Genomic DNA, 22,593 nt, shown 5'->3' with positions numbered 1-22,593 from the left:
AGTACTCGCGATCTTTTTTGGGGTGTTTCAACCTCTTGTTCACTTTTGAAGAGAATCGCGAATTGACGATTCGACCCAAGCGCGATACGCGAGAACTTGGGGGATTTTTCTACCTTTATTAGAAAATTGTACTTTAGATTCAGCCTTTGATGGCCGGCGGTGCGCGCTTTGAGTTGAGGAGTTTCAGGCCGGAACCGGCCTGGGAGCGCGCTCGTTACCTCGTGGGTTTCGGTTTCATGGGATGGGTTTGTACATGCGGAAATTGCCTGGGCGTCCGAGCGAAGCGGCGAACACTATCGCTGCCCGGGATATTTCTAGAGATCCAGCTCATAGGCTCCGCGCATTCTTTCGATCGCTCTGGATCGCGGCTGCTGCGATCATGTCGCGCGGGTTGCGGCGGAGTGTCCTGGCTATCGTTCTGACGCTTCTTGCCGGGCAAGCGTTCGCGTTGTCGAACGCCTGCAATCAGGTCAACAGCGATTGGAGTGGCGGACGAACGATTGCGCCCCTCGGCGGCGGACAGGATGGGGTGAGCTTCAACTACAGCAATTTCAATGCCAATGAAGAAATCTTCTATTCTGCTACTTCGACTAATAGTAGCAGCGATGAATTGGCGGGCGTTATCACCCCCCCCTATGTCGGGATGACTGACGATAACGTCAATCTGTTCGAATATTCCGCATCAGGAACAGAGTTGTCGGTGAGCGGAACGCAGGCACTGGTGGCGAATATGAGCTACTATCCCTACGCCTACAGTGGCGCGCAATCCGGTGTGATGCACGTTACCATGGGGTGCCGTCTTGTGGCGGTTGCGCCGACCGTGACGGCGGTGAGCCCGGCATCCGGCCCGACCGGCGGCAACACGTCGGTGGTGATCACCGGTACCGGCTTTTCTGCTGCAAATCCCTCCGGTGCAGTCAAGTTCGGCGCGACGAGCGCGAACTATACTATCGACAGCGATACCCGGATCACCGCAACCTCGCCCGCCGGCTCGGCCGGAACGATCGATGTCACCGTTACGACACCTGGCGGCACGAGCGCCACCAGGGCCGCAGATCAGTTCACCTATGTCGCCGCACCCACTGTGACAGCCATCAGCCCGGCATCCGGTCCGATCAGCGGCGGCACGACGGTGACGATCACCGGCACCGGCTTTGCCACCGCCGGGGCGGTCAAGTTCGGCGCGACGGTCGCCGCATACACGATCAACAGCAACACGCAGATCACGGCGACGTCGCCCGCCGGCACTGGAACGATCGATGTCACCGTCACGACATCTGGCGGCACCAGCGCCACCACGGCTGGCGATCAGTTCACCTATGTCGGCGCACCGACCGTGACGGCGGTTAGCCCGGCATCCGGTCCGACCAGCGGTGGCACGACGGTGACGATCACCGGCACCGGCTTTGCCACCGCCGGGGCGGTCAAGTTCGGCGCGACGGTCGCCGCATACACGATCAACAGCAATACGCAGATCACCGCGACGTCGCCCGCCGGCACGGGAACGATCGATGTCACCGTCACAACACCGGGCGGCACCAGCGCCACCACGGCTGGCGATCAGTTCACCTATGTCGCCCCGCCGGTTTTGTGGAGTGTCAGCCCGAACACGGGCTCGACGGCAGGCGGAACGTCGGTGTGGCTGATGGGCACGAATTTCACCGGCGTGACCTCGGTCACTTTCGGCGGCACGTCCGCAACGGTGACGGCCAACACCGGAACCTCGCTCACCGTGACCACACCCGCCCATGCGACGGGAGCGGTCGATGTCGTCGTCACCACACCGGGCGGCTCGGTAACGGGGTCAGGCGGTTTCACCTATCTCACCCCACCCACGGCGACATCCATCACCCCGGCATTCGGGTCGCCCGTCGGTGGCACATCCGTGACCATCACAGGTACGAACCTCACCGGCACGACCTCGGTCGCCTTCGATGGAATTGACGGAACCGGGCTGACTGTCGTCAATGCGAATACGCTGACCGTAACGACGCCGGCCCATTCGCCAAGTTTTGCCAATGTCGTCATCACCGCGCCCGGTGGCACTGCGACAGTGTCAGGCGGCTTCCTATACGCCGCTGTGCCGATGGTATCATCGGTCAGCCCGGCATCCGGCCCGATCTCCGGTGGGACGACCATCACGATTAACGGCTTCGGCTTTTTCGCTGCCAATTCGACGGGTGCGGTCAAGTTCGGCTCGACGGTGGCCACCTATAACGTCGACAGTGATACGCAGATCACCGCGACGGCGCCCGCCGGTGCGGCCGGAAAGGTAGATGTCAGGGTAACAACACCTGGAGGCACCAGCCCCACCAACACGTTCGACTGGTTCACCTATGTCGGTGCACCCACCGTCAGCGCCGTCTCACCAGCCAGCGGTCCAACCGCCGGCGGCACGGAGGTCACGATCACCGGCAGCGGTTTTGCGGATGCGTCCGTCACGAATGCCGTCAAGTTCGGCGCGACAGTGGCGACCTACACGATCGACGACGATACGCAGATCAGAGCGACCGCCCCGGCCGGAACGGGAACAGTCGACATTACCGTCGCGAATGCTGGCGGCACCAGTGCTACCGGCAGCGACGACCAGTTCACCTATGTCGCACTGCCTTCAGCCGATGCGACGCTGTCGAGCCTGACATTGTCGGACGGCACGCTCAGCCCGGCCTTTGCCTCGGGCACACAGGCCTATACGGCAACGGTGCCCAACGGCACGGCCTGGATTACCGCCAGCCCCGTCAAGGCGGACACTCATGCCAGCGTCAAGGTCAATGGTGTTCTTGTGACGGGCGCGAGTTCCGGCCAGATCACCCTTGCCGTGGGTGACAATACGGTCACCGTCGAAGTCACCGCCGAAGATGGCACGACACAATTCAGCTATACGGTGACCGTCTTCCGCGAACCGCAGGCGCTGGGCTTTTCGCCGGCCGCAGGCTCGACTTTCAACTGGCAGGTGGGGCAGACCTACAGCCAGCAATTCGTCGCCACTGGCGGTATCGGTCCCTACATATTCACGGTTGCGCCTTCGGGCGACGCCCTGCCGGCCGGCTATACGTTCACATCCGCGGGCGTGTTATCCGGGGTTGCAACGGCGACCGGCAATGCCGACGTCGATATAACTGTCACAGACAGCGGCAGCCGGACGGCGACCAACACCTACCATTTCCATATCACTGCAAGCCCGATCACCTTGGCTCCGGCGACCGGATCGACCTTGACGGCGGGCACCGTCGGCACGGCCTACACCAATTCCGTCACCGCTTCGGGCGGGGTCGCGCCCTACAGCTACGTTGCGAGCGGCTCACTGCCGCCGGGCATCAGCGTCGGCGCCGACGGCTCTCTTTCGGGAACACCGACGGCGGATGGAACCTATAATTTCAGCATCGAGGCTACCGATAGCGACAGTACGCCGGTTTCGGGCAATGCGAGCTACACGCTGGTGATCGCGCCGGCGCCGACGACCTTGACGCTTTCGCCTGCGGCCGGCAGCCTGACGCACGGAACGGTGGGCACGGGCTATACGACCGGCATCACCGCTGCAGGCGGAACCGGCCCCTACAGCTATGTTGCAAGCGGCTCGGTGCCGACGGGCATGACACTTGCCGCCGACGGCACGCTTTCGGGAACGCCGACGGTGGCGGGAAGCTACAGCTTCACGGTAACGGCGACCGACAGCGCCAGCCCGGCCAATTCCGGCGACGCCGCCTATACGCTGGTGATCGATGCCGCCTCGACCGGGTCTTTCACTTTCAGTCCGGCGAGTGGATCGCATCTGACCACCGGCATGCCCGGTGAGGCCTACAATGCATCCGTCACGGCGACAGGCGGCACGGGTGCGCTGGTCTATAGTCTCGATCACGGCGATCTGCCCGATGGCGTGGTACTCAACATCTCGACCGGCGCGCTGACCGGGCCGGTGGATGCGGGCGCCGATGTCAAGGATTACACATTCACGATCGGCGTTCGCGATGGCAACGGCGCGACGGGAAGTGCCAACTATACAATCACCGTCAAGACGCGGGCCGTTACCGCTGCCGACAAGAAGATCACTGTTGCCCCGGGATCGTCTCCCGCCAATGTGGACCTTACCGCCGGTGCGACGGGCGGACCCTTCGTGTCGGCCGAAATGCTCTCCGTGGAGCCTGCCAATGCCGGCACGGCGGCCATCGTCAACGGCGAATTCGCTCAGGCGGGCGGCGGCGGCGCGATCGGCTGGTATCTGAAATTCACACCGAACGGGCACTATTCCGGCGAGGTGCGGGTGGGCTACCGTCTGACCAGCGCGCTCGGCATTTCCAACAACGGCACGATCACCTACGCGCTGACATTCGACGCAGCCAAGGTCGCCGACGATGTCGATAATCTCGTGCATGGCTTCGTGCAGAGCCGCCAGAACCTGATTGCTTCCAGCATCAAGGTGCCGGGTCTCTTGGAGCGTCGGCAGATGGCGAACGCGACCGATCCGGTCACCGCCCGCATGATGCCGTCGGACCAGGGGATGACATTCGGCTTCTCCACCAGCCTGGCGCAGTTGGAAGCCGCCCGCGACAATGCCGATGGTCTCTCAGGCGGCGGCAATGCGGAACTGTCGCCGTTCAACATCTGGATCGACGGCAAATTCCTGGCGCATAGCCGCAATGACAATGACGGAAAATGGGGCGCTTTTGCCATGATTTCCGCCGGCGCCGATTACCTCGTCACCGACAAGGCGCTGGTCGGCCTCTCCGTTCATTACGACCGGATGACCGATCCGACGGAGGAGGATGCCGAACTCACCGGCAATGGCTGGCTCGCCGGCCCCAATGCCTCGCTGGAGATTGGCAAGGGCGTGTTCTGGGATACGAGCCTGCTCTATGGCGGTTCGTCCAATGATATCGACACGGCCTTCTGGGACGGCAATTTCGACACGTCGCGATGGCTGTTCGACACCTCTGTCACCGGCCGCTGGAACCTCGATACGGTCACGACGATCGAGCCGAAGCTTCGGGCGATCTATCTCTCGGAAACGGTCGACGATTACATGATCGAAAATGACAAAGGCGACATCATCGGCCTCGACGGTTTCACCGAGGAGCAGTTGCGCATCAGCCTGGGTGCGGAGATCGCCCGGGTGTCCACGTTGGAAAACGACCAGACCCTGACCAGGAAGTTCGGCGGCTCGGTCGGTTACTCGGCAATCGACGGCAATGGCATGTTCGGCTCCATCTCGGCGGGACTGTCGCTGCAGACGGCAGGAGGCTGGTCGATCGATGGCGGGCTGTTGCTCAACATCGAAGGCGACGGCGACAAATCCGTCGGTGCGAAGATCGGCGTCAGCGGGCGCATGTAGGCCCGCATGGAGATGAGCAAAGGCAGGTGCCGCCGAGGTGGCGGCATCTGTGTCATCGGATCATGGGCCGCTTCGATCCAGCAGATGGTAAGCCGTGAAACACTGCGCTCCGGTAGGAGTCGCCTGCATCCTGCATATCATCAAGCCGAACGCTGATCCGCCGGCCCTTCTACCGGTGAGAGGTTCAACGCACTGTTGATCAACCCGATATGGCTGAACGCCTGCGGGAAATTTCCCAACATGCGCCCGGCAACGGGATCGTATTCCTCCGCCAGCAGCCCGACATCGTTGCAGATCGCCAGCAGCCGCTCGAACAGGTGCTGCGCATCGTCCCGCCGTCCGATCATGTAAAGGGCATCGACGAGCCAGAAGCTGCAGGCGAGGAAAGCGCCTTCGCCTGGCGGCAGGCCGTCATCGACCTCCTGCGTTTCGTAGCGCAGCAGGAGGCCATCCCGCATCAGCTTGCGTTCGACCGCTTCGACGGTCGCGACATAGCGCGGGTCATCAGGCGGGATGAAGCCCACCATGCCGAGATGCAGCAGGCTGGCATCCATCGCCCTGGACCCGTAAGCCTGAACAAAGCAGCCAAGTTCGAAATCGAAGGCCTTTTCGCAGACCTCGGCATGGATGCGATCGGCGATGGCTCGCCAGCGTGCGGCGGCTTCGGGCTCGCCGTCCTCCTCGGCAATCTTGACGGCGCGGTCGAAGGCGACCCAGGCCATGACCTTCGAATAGGTGAAATGCTGGCGCTGGCCGCGCACCTCCCATATGCCTTCATCGGGCTCCACCCAGACTTTTTCGAGAAAGGGCAGAATGGCGGTCGCCAGTTCGCGCCCGCGCGGATGCGACGGCAGTCCACTCTTGCGGGCCTGCAGCATGGCGTCCGCCACCTCGCCGTATACATCGAGCTGCACCTGTTCGGCGGCGGCGTTGCCGATGCGCACGGGCGTCGAGCCTTCATAGCCCTTCAGCCAGGGAACCTGCCATTCCAGCAGATTGCGCTCGCCGGCGACGCCATACATGATCTGCATCTGCGCCGGGGCGCCCGCCACCGCACGCAGCAGCCAGTTGCGCCAGGCGTGTGCTTCCTCGTAATAGCCGAGTTTCATCAGGGCGAGCAGGGTCAGCGTCGCGTCGCGCAGCCAGCAATAGCGATAGTCCCAGTTGCGCGGCCCGCCGATCTTCTCGGGCAGGGAAGTGGTCGCGGCGGCGACGATGCCGCCTGTCGGCATGTAGGTCAGGGCCTTCAGCGTGATGAGGGAGCGCTTTACCTGCTCCGTCCACTTGCCCACCTTTGGGCACTTCGCCGCGAAGGATTGCCAAAATTCCTCGGTGTCGGGCAGCGCATATTCCACCTGCCGCTGGGCCGGCGGCGGCAGATGCGAGGGAGACCAGGTGAGGGTGAAGATCTGGCTCTCGCCGGCCGCAACTTTGAAGGAGCCGACCGTGCTCATCCCGCGGCCTTCGAGCGGCACGGCGCAGTTCAGCGTCAGCCGGTCCGGCCCGGCAATGGCTGTAATGCCGCCGTCTTCGCCATGCGTGACCCAGGGAACGGTTCGCCCGTAATCGAAGCGGAGGTTGAGCTCCATGTCGAAGGCGACGGTGCCGCTCTTGCCCTCGACGATGCGCATCAGGTCGCTGGTGCCATCGCGCAGCGGCATGAAGTCCGTCATGATGGCGGTGCCGGTCCCGGTCTGAAACTCGGTTTCGAGAATGAGCGTGTCGTCCCGGTAGCGGCGCGTGACGCTGACATCGTCACCTGTTGGTGACAGCGACCAGAAGCCATTCTCTTGCGTGCCCAGCAGGGCGGCAAAACAGGCGGGGGAGTCGAAGCGCGGAAAACAGAGCCAGTCGATGGAGCCGTTCCTGGAGACGAGTGCCGCGGTCTCGCAATCTCCGATCAGGGCGTAGTCTTCAATAAGTGCCGCCAACATAGCCTCCTTCGCAAACAAGCCCGGCTTTAGTTAGAGGGCATATGCGCAGGTCAACCGTGGACATCACCGTGAGGGGGCAACAGCCTGCAGGAATTCTTCCGTATTGGTGATGATCGTATCGCCCATGAAGCGAAGGGATTCGACTGAACGTTTTGCCGCTTCCGCATGGCCGGAGCCGCAGGCATCCTCGATCAGGATCGGAACGATGCCGAGGTCGGCGGCCTGCCGGCAGGTCGGCTCGATGCCGATTTCCATGGCGATGCCGCAGATCGCCAGCGCCGAAAGGCCGGCGTCGCGCATGGCGAGCGCGAGCGGCGTTCCCTCGAAAGCCGACATGCCGAGTTTGTCGAAAACGAAATCCTGCTCTTGCGGCTGCAATTCCGGGATGATCTGCACCGCTTCGCTGTCGCGCATGAACCAGGGTTTGACCTGCCCGGGATCATCCGTGCGCTGCCATGTCATGGCCATGCGCGTCGCAAACAGCCCCATCCACGGCTTCGGCAGCGAAAGATGGCGGCAGAACGCAATGCGCATGCCGGCTCGGCGGGCAGCGGTGACGATATCGGCAATGCGCAGCGCCGTTTCCTCGGAGCCCTCGACCTGCCGGGCGATACCGATCTGCATATCGTAGACCAGCAGGGCAGTTCGATCGGGTGTGAGCCAGTCGGCGAGCGTTTTGGGTATCGTCATTGGCTGGATATTCCTGGCAATGGTGATGGCGTTTTGTAGAGCATGGAGGGGGATTTGCATAGCGCAGGCTGGGGGCTCGACACCGACCGGTCAGGCACTCACGATCCTGAACAGAGCCACCAGCGAAATCACCAGCATCAGTATCCCCGTTGCGGCCACGCACCAGAAAGCGGTCTCCGCGCGGCCGACGGGCGTTTCGACGAGGCGTTTGTAATCGTCGTCGGAGAGGAACCTGTAGAGGCTGTTGCGCCATTCGTTGCGCAGGTAGCCCTGTACCCGGATATAATGCACGCCGCTGCCGATGACCGACAGGACATAGATGGCGAGCACGATGCCGACAAGGATTGCCGCCGGGCCTACGAACTTGCCGCCGGCCGGCACATTCATTCGGGCGATGATCAGGCCGATATTGGCGAAGACGGCGCCGGCGACGGCCGTGCCCAGCGTGCGCATGATTTCGGAGAGTTTTGCGGTGTCTTCCGAAACCGCCTTGCGCAGGTCGCCGAGCGCCCTGAGCGTGTCCTTGTTCTGCTGGGTGACGCCGAAACTGTATGCGATGCGCGCCCCTTCGAGAGCGAGGCGCAACGTACCTGCCAGATCCATGGCGCTGCCGCCGCGCGTGGCGGTTCGCGCAATTTCGGCGGCCAGCAGGCCGTGGCGGTTTTCCAGCTCGCGATCGTTCTCCAGCAGCCATGTGGCGACCGACTGGAGCGTGGCAAACAGGTCGGCGGCCAGATCCTCCTCGTCCTCGACGATGAATCTCGCCGGCGGCGGCCCCTTGAACAGCAGCTTGTTGTCGGGCTCGATTTCCTGCGCCATGGCGCGCAGCAGCCGCGAGGCCGCCCGCTCGCGCCACGGCTCGAGCGCCTTCTCGTCAACCGGCGTGGCGGGCGCTTTCAGTAGCCAGCGGCCGAGATGGTCGCCCGGTCCTTTCCTGCCGAGCAGGCGCGTGACCCTTGCGACGCTTTCGGCGCCGCCCTCGGGCTTGAACTCGCCCTCGTGCCACCAGGGGCAATAGCGAACGGCCCTTGTGTCGATGGCAGCAGTCAGGCCCTCGACCCAGACGATCGTCGATTCCGGAGGTTTGTCCAGCAGCGCCTCGAACCCGCTTCGGGTCAGGATCACTTCGATGCCATCAGGCGTCGCCGGTCTCTCGGCGGTGATCGTCAGGCCCTTGCCGTTGCCGGCTATCAGATGGCGCGGGATCTCGCCGCCCTTGTCGCGGCAGCTAATCCTGGTCCACGCGGCCTCTTCGAACAGTGTGTAGAGCCGGTCGGCATCGGGGCCTTCGAGCTGGTAGACGGAAATGCCGGCCGCCGTCTCGGTGACGGTCGCCTTCTTCTCGTCGATGAGAGTGTTCAGCGCTTCAGCGAGTTTTGACTGGGAGGGTGCCATCTTCCACCAATCTTCGCGTGCGAACGGTAAAGATTATCTCATCGTCATCGGTCTCGCGGGTGACGCTGCGACCCAGTTCCGCGCCCGGAAATTCCAGCCGCACTTCCTCGGCGGTGCGGACGAACTGCCGGGGCTGCATATCCAGCGTGGCGCGGTCCGGGCGGAATTCCACATCCTGCAACTGCTGACGCTTTAGGCCCCGGCGCATGGCCGTATCGATGCGGGCAAGCAGGTTTTCATCGGCGGGGCGATCGGCAGCATGCATGACGGCATCGACGACATCGGCATTGGAAACCGTGGCGCGGCCCTGCAGGGCGAGCTTGGCCTTCGACATGGCGGCGCCGACATCGGCGTCGGGCAGGATATCCCTGACCTCCTGCAGCGTGCCGCGCAGCGCCTCGTTCAGCCGGCTCGACAATTCGGCATTGGTCTTGGCGCGCTTCACGCCGAGATAGCGCTCGAAATAGTCGGTCAGATCAGGCGATTCCTTCATGCGGTCGGAGGCGCAGACCATCTCATCGGCCACGCCATCCCGGACGCGGATCAGGCAGAATTTCTGGACCGCCTGACGCTCCTTGACGAAGGCCTGGACGATCGCCCGCAGAATGCTCCGCCCATTCGCATCGGAGAGCTCGACGGCTTCGCGGTAATCGTACTTGATCAGCACGAAAAGCAGCGTATTCGCCACATCGGGGCGCAGCTGCAGCACGAAGAAGGCGCCGGCAACACTCTGGCGGACATGAAGCTCGAAGAAGCGGCGGGACAGCGCCTGCCCACCCTCGGTGAAACCCAGCCTGCCGCTGGCGATGGCCTCCACCAGCCGGCGGACTTCGGAACCGGCAACGAAGGAGTGGACGCCGTCTCCGGCCTCGCTTTGAATGCGGGCCCGGAAGAATTCCTCCTGCTGGACATTGATCTCGCCGCGCGGCTGAAAGGGCTCGCCCGGCCTGCCGACCAGATGGATGATCATCTTTTCCACCCTGAGCCGGGCAAGTTCCTCGTCGGTCAGATAACCCAATAGTTTTCCTCCCGGTATGGATTACGTTGTCGAACCGCAGGTTGGGCGAGGCAGGCCATTCGATCCGGCGCAGCGGGCAGTTTGCGGCGCTTGAAAAGGGCTCGGTGCAGTAGCATCAGCTTAGCCTGCAACCGCCGCTGAACTCAAGCTGCTGGTCGCCAGATTTTACGCCGAGGCCTGCCGCGTCAGCCATGCGGCCGAATAGGCTCGGCACCTCCGGCGACCGCGACAGGCGTCGCGGCAAACGCCCTGGTGACCAGCAGCGCGGCGATGACGACGGGCACGACAGCCCAGTAGGAAAAGCGGATGCCGAAATATTCACCGATGAAACCGAGCAGCGGCGGGCCGGCGAAGAAGACGATGAAGGTCGTCTGTCCGAGTGCCGCGACATTGATGGAGGCCGGGCGATCCGTGCGCCGGGCTGCGGCGGAAATGGCGAGCGGATAGACCGAGGAGCAGCCGATGCCCGTCAGGCCGAAGCCCACGAGTGCGACGACCGGATGCGGCGCCGTCGCGACCATGACGAGGCCGGTTGTCGCGATAAGCAGGAGGGCAATTGCGACCGGGCGCGGATTGAAGCGGTCGATGACGGGATCCATGCCGAGCCGGCCGATGGCGATGAGCAGGGAGAATATCGTCACGCTGAGCCCGCCGACGAAGGGCGCGACCGCAAAGACGTCGCGCATGTAGATCGCCGACCAGTCGACGCTGGCGCCCTCGGCGAGAAGGGGTGCCGCGCCGATGAGGCAGAGCGGCAGCAGCCCGAGCGTGGGAACGGCGATGAGCGGCGCATCTCCGGGGTGGGCATCCTGCCGCAGCGGCGCGTTTTCGATGCCGGCGAAAATGATCGTGCCGGCGATGATCACGAAGGCGACAGCGGCGGCCATATGCAGCTCGACCGGAACGGCAGCCTGCCGCATGCCGGCGCCGACAAGCGCGGTGATGCAGAAGCCGGCGCTCCACATGCCGTGCGCCCGGCTCATGATGCGGCGGCCGAGCAGCGCCTCGTGGCGGTCGGTCTCGATATTGGCATTGATCTCGAATGCGCCGGTGAAGAGACCGGCAATGAAAAACAGGGGCACCGCCGGCAGGGCCGATGGCATCCAGGGGATCAGCGCAAAGAACAGCGAGGCGCCGAAGACGGTAACGAAGGCGGTGGTGCGTGCGCCAAGCCTTTCGATGAACCGCACGGAAAAGGTCAGGCCGAAGAGCACGCCTGCCGACATGACCGCGAGCAGAAGGCCGAGTTCGCCTTCGGTCAGCCCGAAGGCGCGCTGAAGATCGGGCAGCCGCGACACGAAGGCCCCGAGCGAAAAGGCCACGGCAAACTGGATGAAGAAGATACGCTGGTGCGGCTTCATGTCGGGCGCTCTGCTCCGATCGTGTCTGGACTGAAGCCCAGCTATCCCTCGGTTATCCGGGTTCCGGCTGATGGTGACTGGCGGATAGGCACGTAGTTTCGACATCATGCGGCATGGCTGCTGACAGTTCCTGTCAGCAGTGCGCAAATGCAGGTGAATGGTTCATTCGGTCATGCCGGCCGGCGCGGGAGAGCAGGGAGCTTCGCTGCCCAGATCAGGCCTCAAACAGACAGAGGCGCTCGCCATCTATGAATTTTGCGGAAAAAATGTTGCCCCACCTACAACAATAACCGCTCCAGACTGCCCTGGTCCTTCACCCCATGCTGATAGAAATGCAGGATCTGGATGGCCAGTTCCTCGCGTTCGCCGTCGGTGGCGATATGTCTTGCCATGCAAATATGCTCGTAGACGCGCTGGCAAAGAGCGACGTCGTCTTCCTGCATCGGCGAGTGACTCGCCGACATTTTATCTCTGATCATCGACATTCCCTCAAACGTCCCCTCGAAGACGTTCTAGGGCGCAGATTGTGTTCTTCAACTTTTGGAAGATCACGTCATCGTGCAGCCCCGTTCGCCCGGGGATTTCTTGAATGCCCGTTCAAAATGTTACGCATGTAATAGAAACTGGCCGCCGCTTGCTGTATGGAAGGAGAAGGGCCACCCGATTTGGAAGATGTGGGCAACCCTTCTCCACTGGTTTTGCAGCATCCAGCGTGGAGCATTGTAGGCCGGAATAATGGAACCGCAATTTCACTTTTTAAATCGCGGCGAAATTATTTCAGCTATTGCTTAATAAATGCCCGGCGGTGCTTTCCGCCGGGCATTTGCATTATTTTTGCACAGTAAAAACGGGGATTTGACCGGAATCGGGCAGCTCACACAGCCACGCCCATCTGCGCCTCGTTCATCTGGCTCAGGCACCGCGCCTGATCGAGCGGCCGGCCGAGCTCTTCGTAGCGGGCGGCGGCCTCCGCGAAGGCGGCGACAGAGCGAATCTTGTTGGCCTGCGCCTTGCGCTGCACGCCGCGCGCTTCCCACAAAGCTGCCGCCCAGGGGCCGCCCTGCCACATGCCGGCGATGCGTTCGGCCTCGTTCAGGCGCTTGTCCACCTGTTCCAGATTGCCTGATTGGGCGAGCGCGATCGCCGAGGCGGTGCGCAGGCCCATGGAGCAGGGCTGGCAGGCGCCGGGGGTCAGCAGCCGGTCGCCCGTGAGGATGGCGTCAGCGAGCTTCTCCCTGCTGGTGGCGGAGCGCACGGCGAGCGCCTGCAGGCGCAGGAGCAGGTGGTTGGAAAGCCAGGAGCCCTGCGCATCGGCGAATGCCTTCTGGATCAGCCGGCCGGCGCGCCATTTCTGGCCGCGGGCCAGCGCGATTTCCGCCAGCCGCTCCAAGACCAGCACCCGGCCGGAAACGGCATTGGCTTCCACATGCAGACGCTCGGCCTCGGTCAGCAGCCGTTCGGCCTCATCGAGATTGCCGGCGCAGCGGGCGATTTCGCCGAGGATCAGGCAGGCAAGGCCGCGGCCGGCCGATGATTTCGCCTCATCGGCGACGCCGAGCAGCTCATTGGCGCTTTCGGCAATCAGGCCGTGACCCTTCGCGTCGCAGAGGCAGAATTCCGCAAGGCAGAGATGGCCATCGAAGACGGCGGGCACGAAGGCGCTGCGCTTGCGCACCCATTCGGTGAATTCGCTGCGGAAAAGCTCTCGCCACTGGCCCTGCATATGGGCGGTGAGGCCGAGGATGGCGCCTGCTTCGCCGACTTCGCGGCCAAGCCCTGCATCCAGCGCCTCGGCGCGCGTCTGCCGCGCCAGATCCGCCGCCTTGCCGAACTCGCCGCTCTGCAGATGCACCAGCGCCCAGGCGAGCGAGGCGCGGATGCGCTCGACAGGGGCGGGCGGCTCCACGCCCGAAAGCCCAAGCGCCTGCTCGTAGAGCTCTATCGCCGGGCGGCTCGGGCCGACGCCGAGCTCGGCATGCAGCCTTTCGCGCAACTGGTCGAATTGGCGGATCGCCTCCGTGCGGTTGCCGGCATCGAGCGCTGCCTGCATCAGGGCGCATTGCGCCTCCTCGTCGGTCGGGTCGAGCGCGATCAGCCGGCGCCACAGCTTTCCGGCGCGCAACGTGTCCGTATAGAGCTGCTGCAGGCGCTGGCGGGGGCTATCAAGCCATTCCAGGAAGCGATCGTCGGGCAGCAGCGCGCCGGCATAGAGATCGGCGGCGGCTTCGCATTCGGCCGGGTCCTTGCTGCGGAGTGCGGCTTTCGCCGATGCCTCGAAGCGCGCCGCATCGGTTTCCACCTCTGCCTCGGGCGAAAAGGTGACGATCTCCTTCGAAATCGCAATGGCATCGGGCGCATTCAGCGCCTTGCGGGCGAAATGGATCGCCTTGCGCAGATTGGCGCCGGCCGCTTCGGCATCCAGATCCGGCCAGAAGGCATCCATGGCCTGTTCGCGGTGGACGCGATGATCCGGCGAGATGGCGAGCAGCTTGATGACGGCTGCGGCGCGATCGCGCTTCCAGGCCGCCGCGGGAATTTCGGCATCATCGATGCGGACGGCAAAGCGCCCGAGCAGCTGAATGGAGATTTTCAAGATACGCCCCTGTCGAATGCAATCTGATCGAAGTCGGGCCGGTCAAAAACCGGAGAGTGAAGAAAAAAAGCCATGTCTGAATATGCGCCCCGGCCGCGTTCCCGCCCGCCGCACGGAAAGCTGCGCCGGGGAACGCTGAGGGAACGGGTCGTTCGTAATGTCTGCATCGTACATCCAACACGCCAGACATCAATGACTTCGCGGCGTGTGATCAGGATCAACCCAGATTTCGCGACCCGGCCGAGGAGGCCGGCAACTCAAGAGAGGATCAAGACCATGTCACTGCGTATCAACGACATCGCCCCCGACTTTACCGCCGAGACCACCGAAGGCATGATCGCCTTCCACGAATGGCTGGGCAAGGACTGGGGCATCCTGTTTTCCCACCCGAAGGATTTTACGCCGGTCTGCACCACGGAGCTCGGCTACATGGCGCGGCTGAAGCCGGAATTCGACAAGCGCGGCGTCAAGATCATCGGTCTCTCGGTCGATCCGGTCGACAGGCATTCCGGCTGGGCGATGGATATCGCCGAGACCCAGGGCACCGCGGTGAACTTCCCGATGATCGGCGATCCCTCTCTCGAAGTCTCCAAGCTTTACGACATGCTGCCGGCCGCTTCCGGCGACACGTCCGAAGGCCGCACCGCCGCCGACAACCAGACGGTTCGCAATGTCTACGTCATCGGCCCTGACAAGAAGATCAAGCTCGTCATCTCCTATCCGATGACGACGGGGCGCAATTTCGACGAGATCCTGCGCGTGATCGACAGCCTGCAACTGACAGCCAAGCATCGCCTGGCAACGCCGGTCAACTGGAAGCCGGGCGACGAGGTGATCATCGCCGGCTCGGTTTCCAACGACGAGGCAAAGCAGCTCTATCCGCAGGGCTGGAAGGAGCCGAAGCCCTATATCCGCATCGTGCCGCAGCCGATCCTGACCTGATTACGGGCCATGACGTAACGGCAAGGCTTACATCGCCTTACGTCAGCTACCAAGATTAGGCGAGGGCGGATCTGCCATCCGTCCCCGCCCGCTTCTTCCGCTTTCCCCGGCGCAATATTATGATCGGCCGATAAGTCCGATGCAGTTCGCAGCACGGTTCAGGACAACCAAGCCAGCAACGGAGTGGACAGATGATTTTCCGACAGCTTTTCGACAGTGTTTCCGGCACCTACACCTATCTCATCGCCTCCAGGCGGGGCGGCGAGGCGCTGATCATCGATCCCGTGCTGGAGAAGGTGGACCGCTACATGCAGCTCGTGCGCGAGCTGGACCTGAAGCTGGTCAAGGCGGTGGATACGCACCTGCATGCCGACCACATTACCGGGCTCGGCGCGCTGCGCGACCAGACGCATTGCATCACCGTGATGGGCGAGCAGACCAAGGCGGACGTCGTGGCCATGCGCGTTGCCGAAGGCGACCGCGTCGGCATCGAGGGCCTCAGCCTCGACGTGCTCTATACGCCCGGCCATACGGACGATTCCTATTCTTACCTGATGGGCGACCGCATCTTCACCGGCGACACGCTGCTCATCCGCGGCACCGGCCGCACCGATTTCCAGAACGGCGATCCCCGCGCCCAATATGACTCGATCTTCAACAAGCTCTTGCGCCTGCCGGAGGAAACGCTGCTCTTCCCCGCCCATGACTACAAGGGCGACACGGTCTCCACCATCGGCGAGGAAAAACGCTTCAACCCGCGCCTGCAGGTGAAATCGGTGGAGGAATATGCCGACCTGATGAACAACCTGCATCTGCCCAACCCCAAGATGATGGACGTCGCCGTCCCCGCCAACAGCCACATCGGCCTCCACCAGGACGAGATTGCGCGCAAGGGCTGGGCGGTGAGTGCGAAGGATGCGCTGGGGCTGCGCGGTCGCAGCGATGTGGTGATCGTCGACCTGCGCGAGAGGAGCGAGCGGGAGCGGCATGGGGTGATACCGGGCGCGCTGCATGCGCCCTATGCGGATCTGCAGGAGAACCTGTCAGCGGGCGGGATGCTGCATGAGCTGGCGGTGGCGACGGGCAAGAGGGTGGTGTTTTACTGTGCGTTTGGGGAGCGGTCGGCGATGGCTGTGCAGGCGGCGCAGGATGCGGGGGTGGGGAGTGCCTGCCATATTGAGGGGGGGATTGATGCTTGGAAGAAGGCTGGGGGATTGGTGGGGGAGTGAGGGCATTTCCTCGATATTGGACGTTGTCTAAAAGTCATCTGTCAATGAACCTTTGAGTAGAGTGATAACCGATATTGAAATCCAGCATTTTCTAATGCAGGTTGTTGTCGGGGATTCTCTTGGGGGTTGAATTGACTAGACTTACGAAACAAGAAATCGTGAAGCGACTGCTTAGTGGGCTGCCCGTAGTCTGGGCAGATGCTGCAAGAAAGATTCATTCGACAACTCTCGAAACCCCTGCTGCGCGTCGTCTATTTCAGTTTCTTTTAACGTCGAATGTTCGAGTGCCTACTGATCTACCTGAAAGCTTCATCAAGGGACTAGAGTCGGAGAATTCGGATGAAGACGATCCCGCAAATACTCAAGCGGATTTAAACGAAGGTGTGGTTGTTAACAGCTGGAAGCTGAAGTCGATTACGACTGAGGGATTTGGTGGCCTCAATATTTGGAAAGGTAGCCCCTTTGAATACCACTTTGATAAACAAAGCTTGTTAATCGAGGGACCAAATGGCAGCGGAAAATCGTCCTTTGTCGGGGCGATACTGTGGGCTCTGTCAGGAGAAAGACCTCGCGATCAAACTAAGAGTCAACCAGACGCCCCTCAGCCGGTTTACGGAGACGATCAAAAGAGTATTGGGAATTGGCCACCAGTCGCGACCTACCCGTCAACTGAAATTGGTCTGTCTACACCCCCGGAAGTAAGGGTCGAGCTGGTATTCGAGAATGAGAGCGGCAACAGTGCCCGATTTGAAAGGCGCCTTCGAAACGGTGCTGTCACAGTAACGATTGATCCGCTTTTGAAATTGCCGGATGTTCTGATCGAAACAAGTCTTCTTATGCCGTCTCGATTACCGCTTCTAAGGCTCGATGAAGGTGCAGGTCAACTTACCGCCGCTGTCCAGAAACTCACCGGCTTGGATGATTTGATTGCTTTGGGAGCATTGGTATCCGGCCTATGCAATGGTGGTCGCGAATACCTTTCGTATCGGAAAAAAGAGCTCGCATCAGAAAGGATCAGGTTTGAGGCTGCCTTGCAGGAATGTAAGACAGCTCTAACATCGATGGATATTGCGATGCCGGCGTTCGTACCAGGCGATACAAAGTCCTCCGGAAGCGAAGCTGAAAGCTTTGGGAAAGAACTTGTATCTAAGGCCGGAGCGCTTAGCGAAGCTATTCGTGGAGATATTTCACCTGACTTAGATTTAGGAAAGCTGGCTGTTCAGACGCATGTCGCCACAGCTATCGAAACGGCTCGAAGTGAAGTTAGCATGGGGCTTCAATCTCTTGCGACGTGGAACGATCTCGAACTTGTTCATCAGGCACTTAATGAGGAAAACATCAAGGAAATTGATACCGCCATTGCCAGGGCAATCGCTGCAAAAGAAGATGCCTTGAGTTTGTTAAAGAGAAGCGAGGCCGATAACCGATTTCAGTTGAAAGCCTTGGCGGCTCGTTGGCACGTCAACCATGCAATGGGTCCAATCGATAGTTGCCCTCTTTGCAAAAGGGGATTGGAGCAACTGCCGGAGCTAAAAACAGAACTGGAAGAGTTTCGCGCTTTGGGCGAACGCGCAACTCGTCAGTTCAACGACAATATGAATTTAATTTCAGCGGAATTGGATAAGGTCTTTCCGCCCAATCTCAAACGACTTAGCGATGGCTTTCTAGCTTCGGAGCCTAGCGCCTCGCTGGTTCGTGATTTCACCCAGAAATATGTAGCGTCAGCCCGATCAACCGCAATACTAGTCGGTTTCAAAAGGCTAGCAGACAATGCGTTAACAAGGGTACCGTCTGTTGCTCTGAACGAGGATTACAAGGACCTTAGCCAAGCTGCGGAAACTACAGCCGTAGATCGAAAAGTTAAGGTGCTGAGACGACTGCTGTCACTTGGACGGTGGCACGCCGAACATGGTGCTGAATGGTTGGCGTGGTGGAATGGGCACACCCTAATTAGAGAGCCAGAGCTTCGCGTTGAGGGTGCAGAGGAAACTCTTGGAGAGCATCTCCATAGACTGTCGCTCGCTCTACGAGAAGCCGAACCGTATAGAAAAGCGGCTAAGGCAATGCGTGATGCTTGGGCGGCTGGTACTTCGATTTCAGGGATGGAAGATGAGATTGCCAAGCGTAAGGCTGTTGCTGACGAAATAGGCCCGCTCAAGGAACTGTCGGCTTTAGCGGAATCCGTGGCGCGAGACGCAATTAACGGATTATCAGATCGAATTTCACAAAACCTTGACCGCATCCATTTGGCTGAAAATCTGAAGTTCAAAGACACGACCCTGCGGAAAAAAGAAGGGTTGGTGGTGTTTGGGAACCTTGTTAGCGACTACCGAATTGATGCTACGCTGATCGCCAACACATCTTGGCTCCGTGCAGTCTTATGGGCATTCATTTTTTCGCTACGTGAAGAGGCTCTTGAACAACTGGGCAAAGATGCCTTGCCGTTGTTTGTATTTGATGACCCGCAAACGACATTCGATCCCGATCATCGGCATCGATGGTGCCAGCATATCGCAGCAATGCAGCAGCCGCCTCATGACATGCAAGTCATATTGGTGACGCATGACCCGTACTTCGTAGAGTTGATAAAGATTGGCGGCGTGACAGGGAGAGAGGCCACGATTGCTTCGGCCAACCAAGACATTGGATACCTTGGTGTCTTCGAAGGTGATGCATTGGGACGGCGGTGGGAGCGCTTCACGGATAGTCCAACTCCGACATCTGGTCGGGACTATATTGGGAGAGTTCGCGAACATGTTGAAGGATTGCTCCGAATTATGCTTCGTGCCGAAGATGCAAATGTCTCTGCGGTCGGACGGGGTTTTACTGTGGGTAATTCCCGAAGCAAGATTGAGTATCTCCATGCAAAGGGCTTTGCACCTTGGGACCGAGGTGAGTTCAAGGCCTTGATTAAAGTACTGAATCAAAATCTCACGCCAATTAAGCATATGGAGATGGCTCATCATGCCAGCGGCCTTGCACTCGGTATCGCTGAGGCCGAGGACGTGGAAAAGCATTGGAGCAAGGAGCTTCGGCCGGCAATCGAAGCCTGTGCTGCAATAGCCAGAGAGTATCGGCTTCTACATGCTCCATACACCGCGCTGTATAGCCCACCTCCGAAGGTGCAGTTGCCCGAGGGGTATAAGACTTCGGTACGGAAAATTCAGCTTCAAGTCGTTGGCCGCGCTGCCGCACTTAGCAATGGACGCGCTGCAGATGGGATATTTGAATCTTCAGAGTTTGAATCCGGCACTGCCAAGAAAATCGTTCTGGCGCAGCATGCGGCTTATCGGTGCACTTCAGCCACTATGGAACCGGTGGCAAAGATTGGAGATATTGTCCTCGTGAAGGAGGCGGCCGAACCGTCGGCCAAATCTCTCGTCGTCGCGTTGAGTGGTGAAAGAATTTTGGCGCGTCGGTTTGAGATAGCTGATAATCACAGCGATGTGGCGGTTTTGACGGCACAAGCTGTGAACCCCCGAAACATCGCGCCTCCGGTAATAGCGAAGAGAGCTACCTTGACCCTTCATAAGGTAGTTGGTGTGATTTACCAGCATTCAAGTTTGGTACATCGGGAGGGTGATGACGAGGTTGCCGATTGTGGCGGCGCTGCTGCTATCGATCGCATCACAGAGCAGATGATCGGCCTAATCGAAGTTGTCGGACAAAGCGCTGAGCCATATGCACTGGACAAGCAATATCTAATGGTCTCGTCGGAACTTACGTCCTTGACGGCACTGTCGCAGTTTGAGGGTCGCCCCGTTGTTGCGAGTGACAGCTTCGACAACTACTACTTTAAACGGTTGCGTATTACCGGCGACGGGCGAAACGTCGTGCTGGAAAGCCTTGACAGCGGAGGAGGTCATGGTCCGGTCGTGGTGTCTGCGCCGGGCGGTGAAGGAAATAGCCTCAGTCGCGTGTGGCCGGTTGAAGGCGTTCTTTTTGAGCTTCCATATTAAAGGTTGAGCGCCGAAAATAAATATTACTCGTCTCTAAGACCGGGGTGGCTTCGGTAAAAGTTCAGGTATTGCTCGCACAGTTTTCCTCCGCGGCATAATCAGTCGCTTTTCATCGCTTCCCGAGGCTACCCATGCCCGAAAAATCCACCGCCGAAGCCCTTAGCCAGCGCATCCACGCGCGGCTTCTGGCGCGCAGCCACGGCCCGGCGTGGAGCACCATCTCCGTCCACCTGCTCTCCCACCAGCCGCTGGAAACCAATCTCCTCATACCCGCCGTCGCCGAACCCTTGCTGGTCTGGATCGTCTCGGGCTCAGCTCGCATCGAGGAGCGTGACATCGGCGGGGAGTGGATGTCGGTGGAGGTTTCGGCGGGGGATTTTTATCTGACGCAGAGTGAGACGCCCTATGAGATGCGGTGGGAGACGAGTGAAGGCGAGCCGCTTTGCGTCATGCATCTCTATCTCGGGCTGCCGATCTACCAGCGGGCGATATCAGAGGTTTTTGGTGCTGACGGCGCGGAGCGGTTTCGGCTGGCGGATATTTCGGGGGCGCGGGATGAGGCGATTTCGGGGTTGATGGGGATGATCCTGAAAGAGCTGACGGACGCTGCCGAGCCCAGTGAAATGGTTGTGCAGGGCATTGCGCAGGCGCTCGCCGTCCATCTCGTGCGGCAATACGGCAAGCGGGATAGCGCGGTGCCCGCCCGGCGCGGGGCGCTGCCGGCCTTCAAGCTGCAGCTGATCGTGCGGATGATGGAGGCGGGGCTCGATCAGGCTTTCAATCTCAAGAGCCTGGCAGCCGAGGCGGGGCTTAGCGCCTTTCATTTTTCCCGCGTCTTCAAGCAATCGACCGGTTCTTCGCCCTCGGATTATTTCATCCAGCTGAAGATGGCCGAGGCGCGCCGGCTGCTGCGCGAGACGGAGGCCAGCGTCATCCAGATCGCACTCGATCTCGGCTATTCCAGCCCCAGCCATTTCGCGCAGGTGTTCCGCCGGCAGGTGGGCGTCAGCCCGCGTGACTATCGCGGGTAGAGCCTTTTTCTTTTACGCAATTCCGGACGCAAAACCGCTGCACGCTTTTGCTGGAATTACTTTCTTTCGCAGCAAATCCCCGACAGTTTCAGCAAGCGGCCGAGCGAAAGGCCGCGGCCATCTTTGTAGTTTGTTCCCGTCGAAACCAACCGTCTCAGGACGGCAGAAAAGGGAATGAAACCATGTCTCTCCAAGGAAAAGTTGCTCTTATCACGGGCGCATCGAGCGGTATCGGCGCTGCCGCGGCGCTGAAGCTTGCGGCCAGTGGCGCCAAGGTCGGTCTTGCCGCGCGGCGCACCGATCGGCTGGCGGCCCTCTTTGCCGAGATCGAGAAGGCCGGCGGGCAGGGAATAGCGCTGGAGATGGATGTCGTCGACAGCGCTTCCGTTGCGTCAGGCGTCGCAAGGCTCGCTGATGCCTTCGGCACGATCGATATCCTCTTCAACAATGCCGGCCTGATGCCGCTTTCGGATATCGATGCGCTGAAGACGGATGAGTGGCACCGGATGGTGGACGTCAATATCAAGGGCGTGCTCAACACGACGGCCGCCGTGCTGCCGCACATGATCGGCCGGAAATCCGGTCATATCGTCAACACCTCGTCGATTGCCGGCCGCAAGGTCTTTGCGGGCCTGTCGGTCTATTGCGCCACGAAACATGCGATCACGGCGCTTTCGGATGGCATGCGCATCGAGCTTGGCAAGAAGCACAATATCCGGGTGACCTGCGTGCAGCCGGGTGCTGTCGAGACCGAGCTCTACGACCAGATATCGGACCCGGCCGCGCGCCAGCAGATGGAGGAGCTGAAGACGCAGATGGAATTCCTCAAGGCCGAGGATATCGCCGAGACGGTGCTGTTTGCGCTGCAGTCGCCCCGGCATATGGATATTGCCGAGGTGTTTGTGATGCCGACGCAGCAAGCGTGGTGAGTTTTGCCAGGCCAGTCATTGCCAAAGGAACTGGCTGAAAACCATACACCTCCCGGGATTCGTCAAGGCCCGGGAGGCCTATGATCTGCCCGCGGGATATAGGGCAGCGATCAATATTCCGTCGCGAAGAGGGGAGGTCGAACAAATTCGGCTTTGCCCCAGTTTAAAACTTCTAGGCGAAAG

At 60.8% G+C, this 22,593-nt stretch carries 13 protein-coding genes; 6 read left to right on the top strand and 7 right to left on the bottom strand.

The annotated features are described in order from the left end of the window. The first annotated feature begins 379 nt into the window (after nucleotides 1-379). A complete protein-coding gene (locus tag AC1DNW_RS05295; protein WP_477852155.1) occupies nucleotides 380-5,329 on the top strand; it encodes an IPT/TIG domain-containing protein in 4,950 nt (1,649 codons plus the stop codon). Between the two features lie 140 nt (nucleotides 5,330-5,469). On the opposite strand, the gene AC1DNW_RS05290 is transcribed toward AC1DNW_RS05295, so the two are convergent. The 7 genes from AC1DNW_RS05290 to AC1DNW_RS05260 all read right to left on the bottom strand — a co-directional run bounded on the left by AC1DNW_RS05290 (nucleotide 5,470) and on the right by AC1DNW_RS05260 (nucleotide 14,320). Then, the gene (locus AC1DNW_RS05290) at nucleotides 5,470-7,260 is read right to left on the bottom strand and encodes a glycoside hydrolase family 15 protein (RefSeq protein ID WP_113309851.1); all 1,791 of its coding nucleotides are present in this window, start codon (nucleotides 7,258-7,260) and stop codon (nucleotides 5,470-5,472) included. Nucleotides 7,261-7,326: 66 nt separating this feature from the next. Then, nucleotides 7,327-7,953, bottom strand: coding sequence for a cysteine hydrolase family protein (locus tag AC1DNW_RS05285; RefSeq protein ID WP_113309836.1), 627 nt, complete (start codon nucleotides 7,951-7,953; stop codon nucleotides 7,327-7,329). 90 nt (nucleotides 7,954-8,043) lie between these two features. Further along, the gene (locus AC1DNW_RS05280; protein ID WP_113309837.1) at nucleotides 8,044-9,348 is read right to left on the bottom strand and encodes a hypothetical protein; all 1,305 of its coding nucleotides are present in this window, start codon (nucleotides 9,346-9,348) and stop codon (nucleotides 8,044-8,046) included. Further along, complete coding sequence (locus AC1DNW_RS05275; RefSeq protein ID WP_113309838.1) at nucleotides 9,320-10,366, bottom strand: type 1 periplasmic-binding domain-containing protein; 1,047 nt, start codon at nucleotides 10,364-10,366, stop codon at nucleotides 9,320-9,322. Before AC1DNW_RS05275 ends, AC1DNW_RS05280 begins: the two co-directional genes overlap by 29 nt. Nucleotides 10,367-10,551: 185 nt before the next feature. Further along, nucleotides 10,552-11,727 carry an MFS transporter gene (locus tag AC1DNW_RS05270; RefSeq protein WP_113309839.1) on the bottom strand — a complete coding sequence of 392 codons (1,176 nt, stop codon included), beginning with the start codon at nucleotides 11,725-11,727 and terminating at the stop codon, nucleotides 10,552-10,554. Between the two features lie 278 nt (nucleotides 11,728-12,005). Next, nucleotides 12,006-12,206: a hypothetical protein gene (locus tag AC1DNW_RS05265; protein ID WP_113301388.1), complete on the bottom strand. Its 201-nt coding sequence runs from the start codon at nucleotides 12,204-12,206 to the stop codon at nucleotides 12,006-12,008. 395 nt (nucleotides 12,207-12,601) lie between these two features. After that, on the bottom strand, nucleotides 12,602-14,320 hold the full coding sequence (locus tag AC1DNW_RS05260; RefSeq protein WP_477852153.1) for a BTAD domain-containing putative transcriptional regulator: 1,719 nt from the start codon (nucleotides 14,318-14,320) through the stop codon (nucleotides 12,602-12,604). 276 nt (nucleotides 14,321-14,596) lie between these two features. Between AC1DNW_RS05260 and AC1DNW_RS05255 the strand changes: the two genes are divergently transcribed. From AC1DNW_RS05255 to AC1DNW_RS05235, 5 genes are all read left to right on the top strand, one after another. Next, complete coding sequence (locus AC1DNW_RS05255; RefSeq protein WP_113301385.1) at nucleotides 14,597-15,262, top strand: peroxiredoxin; 666 nt, start codon at nucleotides 14,597-14,599, stop codon at nucleotides 15,260-15,262. A gap of 191 nt (nucleotides 15,263-15,453) precedes the next feature. After that, complete coding sequence (locus AC1DNW_RS05250; RefSeq protein ID WP_113309842.1) at nucleotides 15,454-16,491, top strand: MBL fold metallo-hydrolase; 1,038 nt, start codon at nucleotides 15,454-15,456, stop codon at nucleotides 16,489-16,491. A 158-nt stretch (nucleotides 16,492-16,649) separates the two neighbouring features. Next, nucleotides 16,650-20,450 carry an AAA family ATPase gene (locus AC1DNW_RS05245; protein ID WP_162748536.1) on the top strand — a complete coding sequence of 1,267 codons (3,801 nt, stop codon included), beginning with the start codon at nucleotides 16,650-16,652 and terminating at the stop codon, nucleotides 20,448-20,450. Between the two features lie 131 nt (nucleotides 20,451-20,581). Beyond that, nucleotides 20,582-21,481, top strand: a complete 900-nt coding sequence (locus AC1DNW_RS05240; protein WP_113309844.1) for a helix-turn-helix domain-containing protein — start codon at nucleotides 20,582-20,584, stop codon at nucleotides 21,479-21,481. Nucleotides 21,482-21,663: 182 nt separating this feature from the next. Beyond that, nucleotides 21,664-22,410 carry an SDR family oxidoreductase gene (locus AC1DNW_RS05235; protein WP_113309845.1) on the top strand — a complete coding sequence of 249 codons (747 nt, stop codon included), beginning with the start codon at nucleotides 21,664-21,666 and terminating at the stop codon, nucleotides 22,408-22,410. The last annotated feature ends 183 nt before the right edge of the window (nucleotides 22,411-22,593 follow it).

The organism is Rhizobium sp. 05L429 (assembly GCF_056397645.1).
Note: the sequence above shows the minus strand (reverse complement) of the source record. Positions and strands in the feature narration are given on the sequence as shown.

What these genes read in the sequence shown, in the direction of transcription:
- AC1DNW_RS05295 (WP_477852155.1), top strand. Translation starts at nt 380, where the DNA reads ATGTCGCGCGGGTTGCGGCGGAGTGTCCTGGCTATCGTTCTGACGCTT.
- AC1DNW_RS05285 (WP_113309836.1), bottom strand. Translation starts at nt 7,953, where the DNA reads ATGACGATACCCAAAACGCTCGCCGACTGGCTCACACCCGATCGAACT.
- AC1DNW_RS05280 (WP_113309837.1), bottom strand. Translation starts at nt 9,348, where the DNA reads ATGGCACCCTCCCAGTCAAAACTCGCTGAAGCGCTGAACACTCTCATC.
- AC1DNW_RS05270 (WP_113309839.1), bottom strand. Translation starts at nt 11,727, where the DNA reads ATGAAGCCGCACCAGCGTATCTTCTTCATCCAGTTTGCCGTGGCCTTT.
- AC1DNW_RS05265 (WP_113301388.1), bottom strand. Translation starts at nt 12,206, where the DNA reads ATGATCAGAGATAAAATGTCGGCGAGTCACTCGCCGATGCAGGAAGAC.
- AC1DNW_RS05255 (WP_113301385.1), top strand. Translation starts at nt 14,597, where the DNA reads ATGTCACTGCGTATCAACGACATCGCCCCCGACTTTACCGCCGAGACC.
- AC1DNW_RS05250 (WP_113309842.1), top strand. Translation starts at nt 15,454, where the DNA reads ATGATTTTCCGACAGCTTTTCGACAGTGTTTCCGGCACCTACACCTAT.
- AC1DNW_RS05240 (WP_113309844.1), top strand. Translation starts at nt 20,582, where the DNA reads ATGCCCGAAAAATCCACCGCCGAAGCCCTTAGCCAGCGCATCCACGCG.
- AC1DNW_RS05235 (WP_113309845.1), top strand. Translation starts at nt 21,664, where the DNA reads ATGTCTCTCCAAGGAAAAGTTGCTCTTATCACGGGCGCATCGAGCGGT.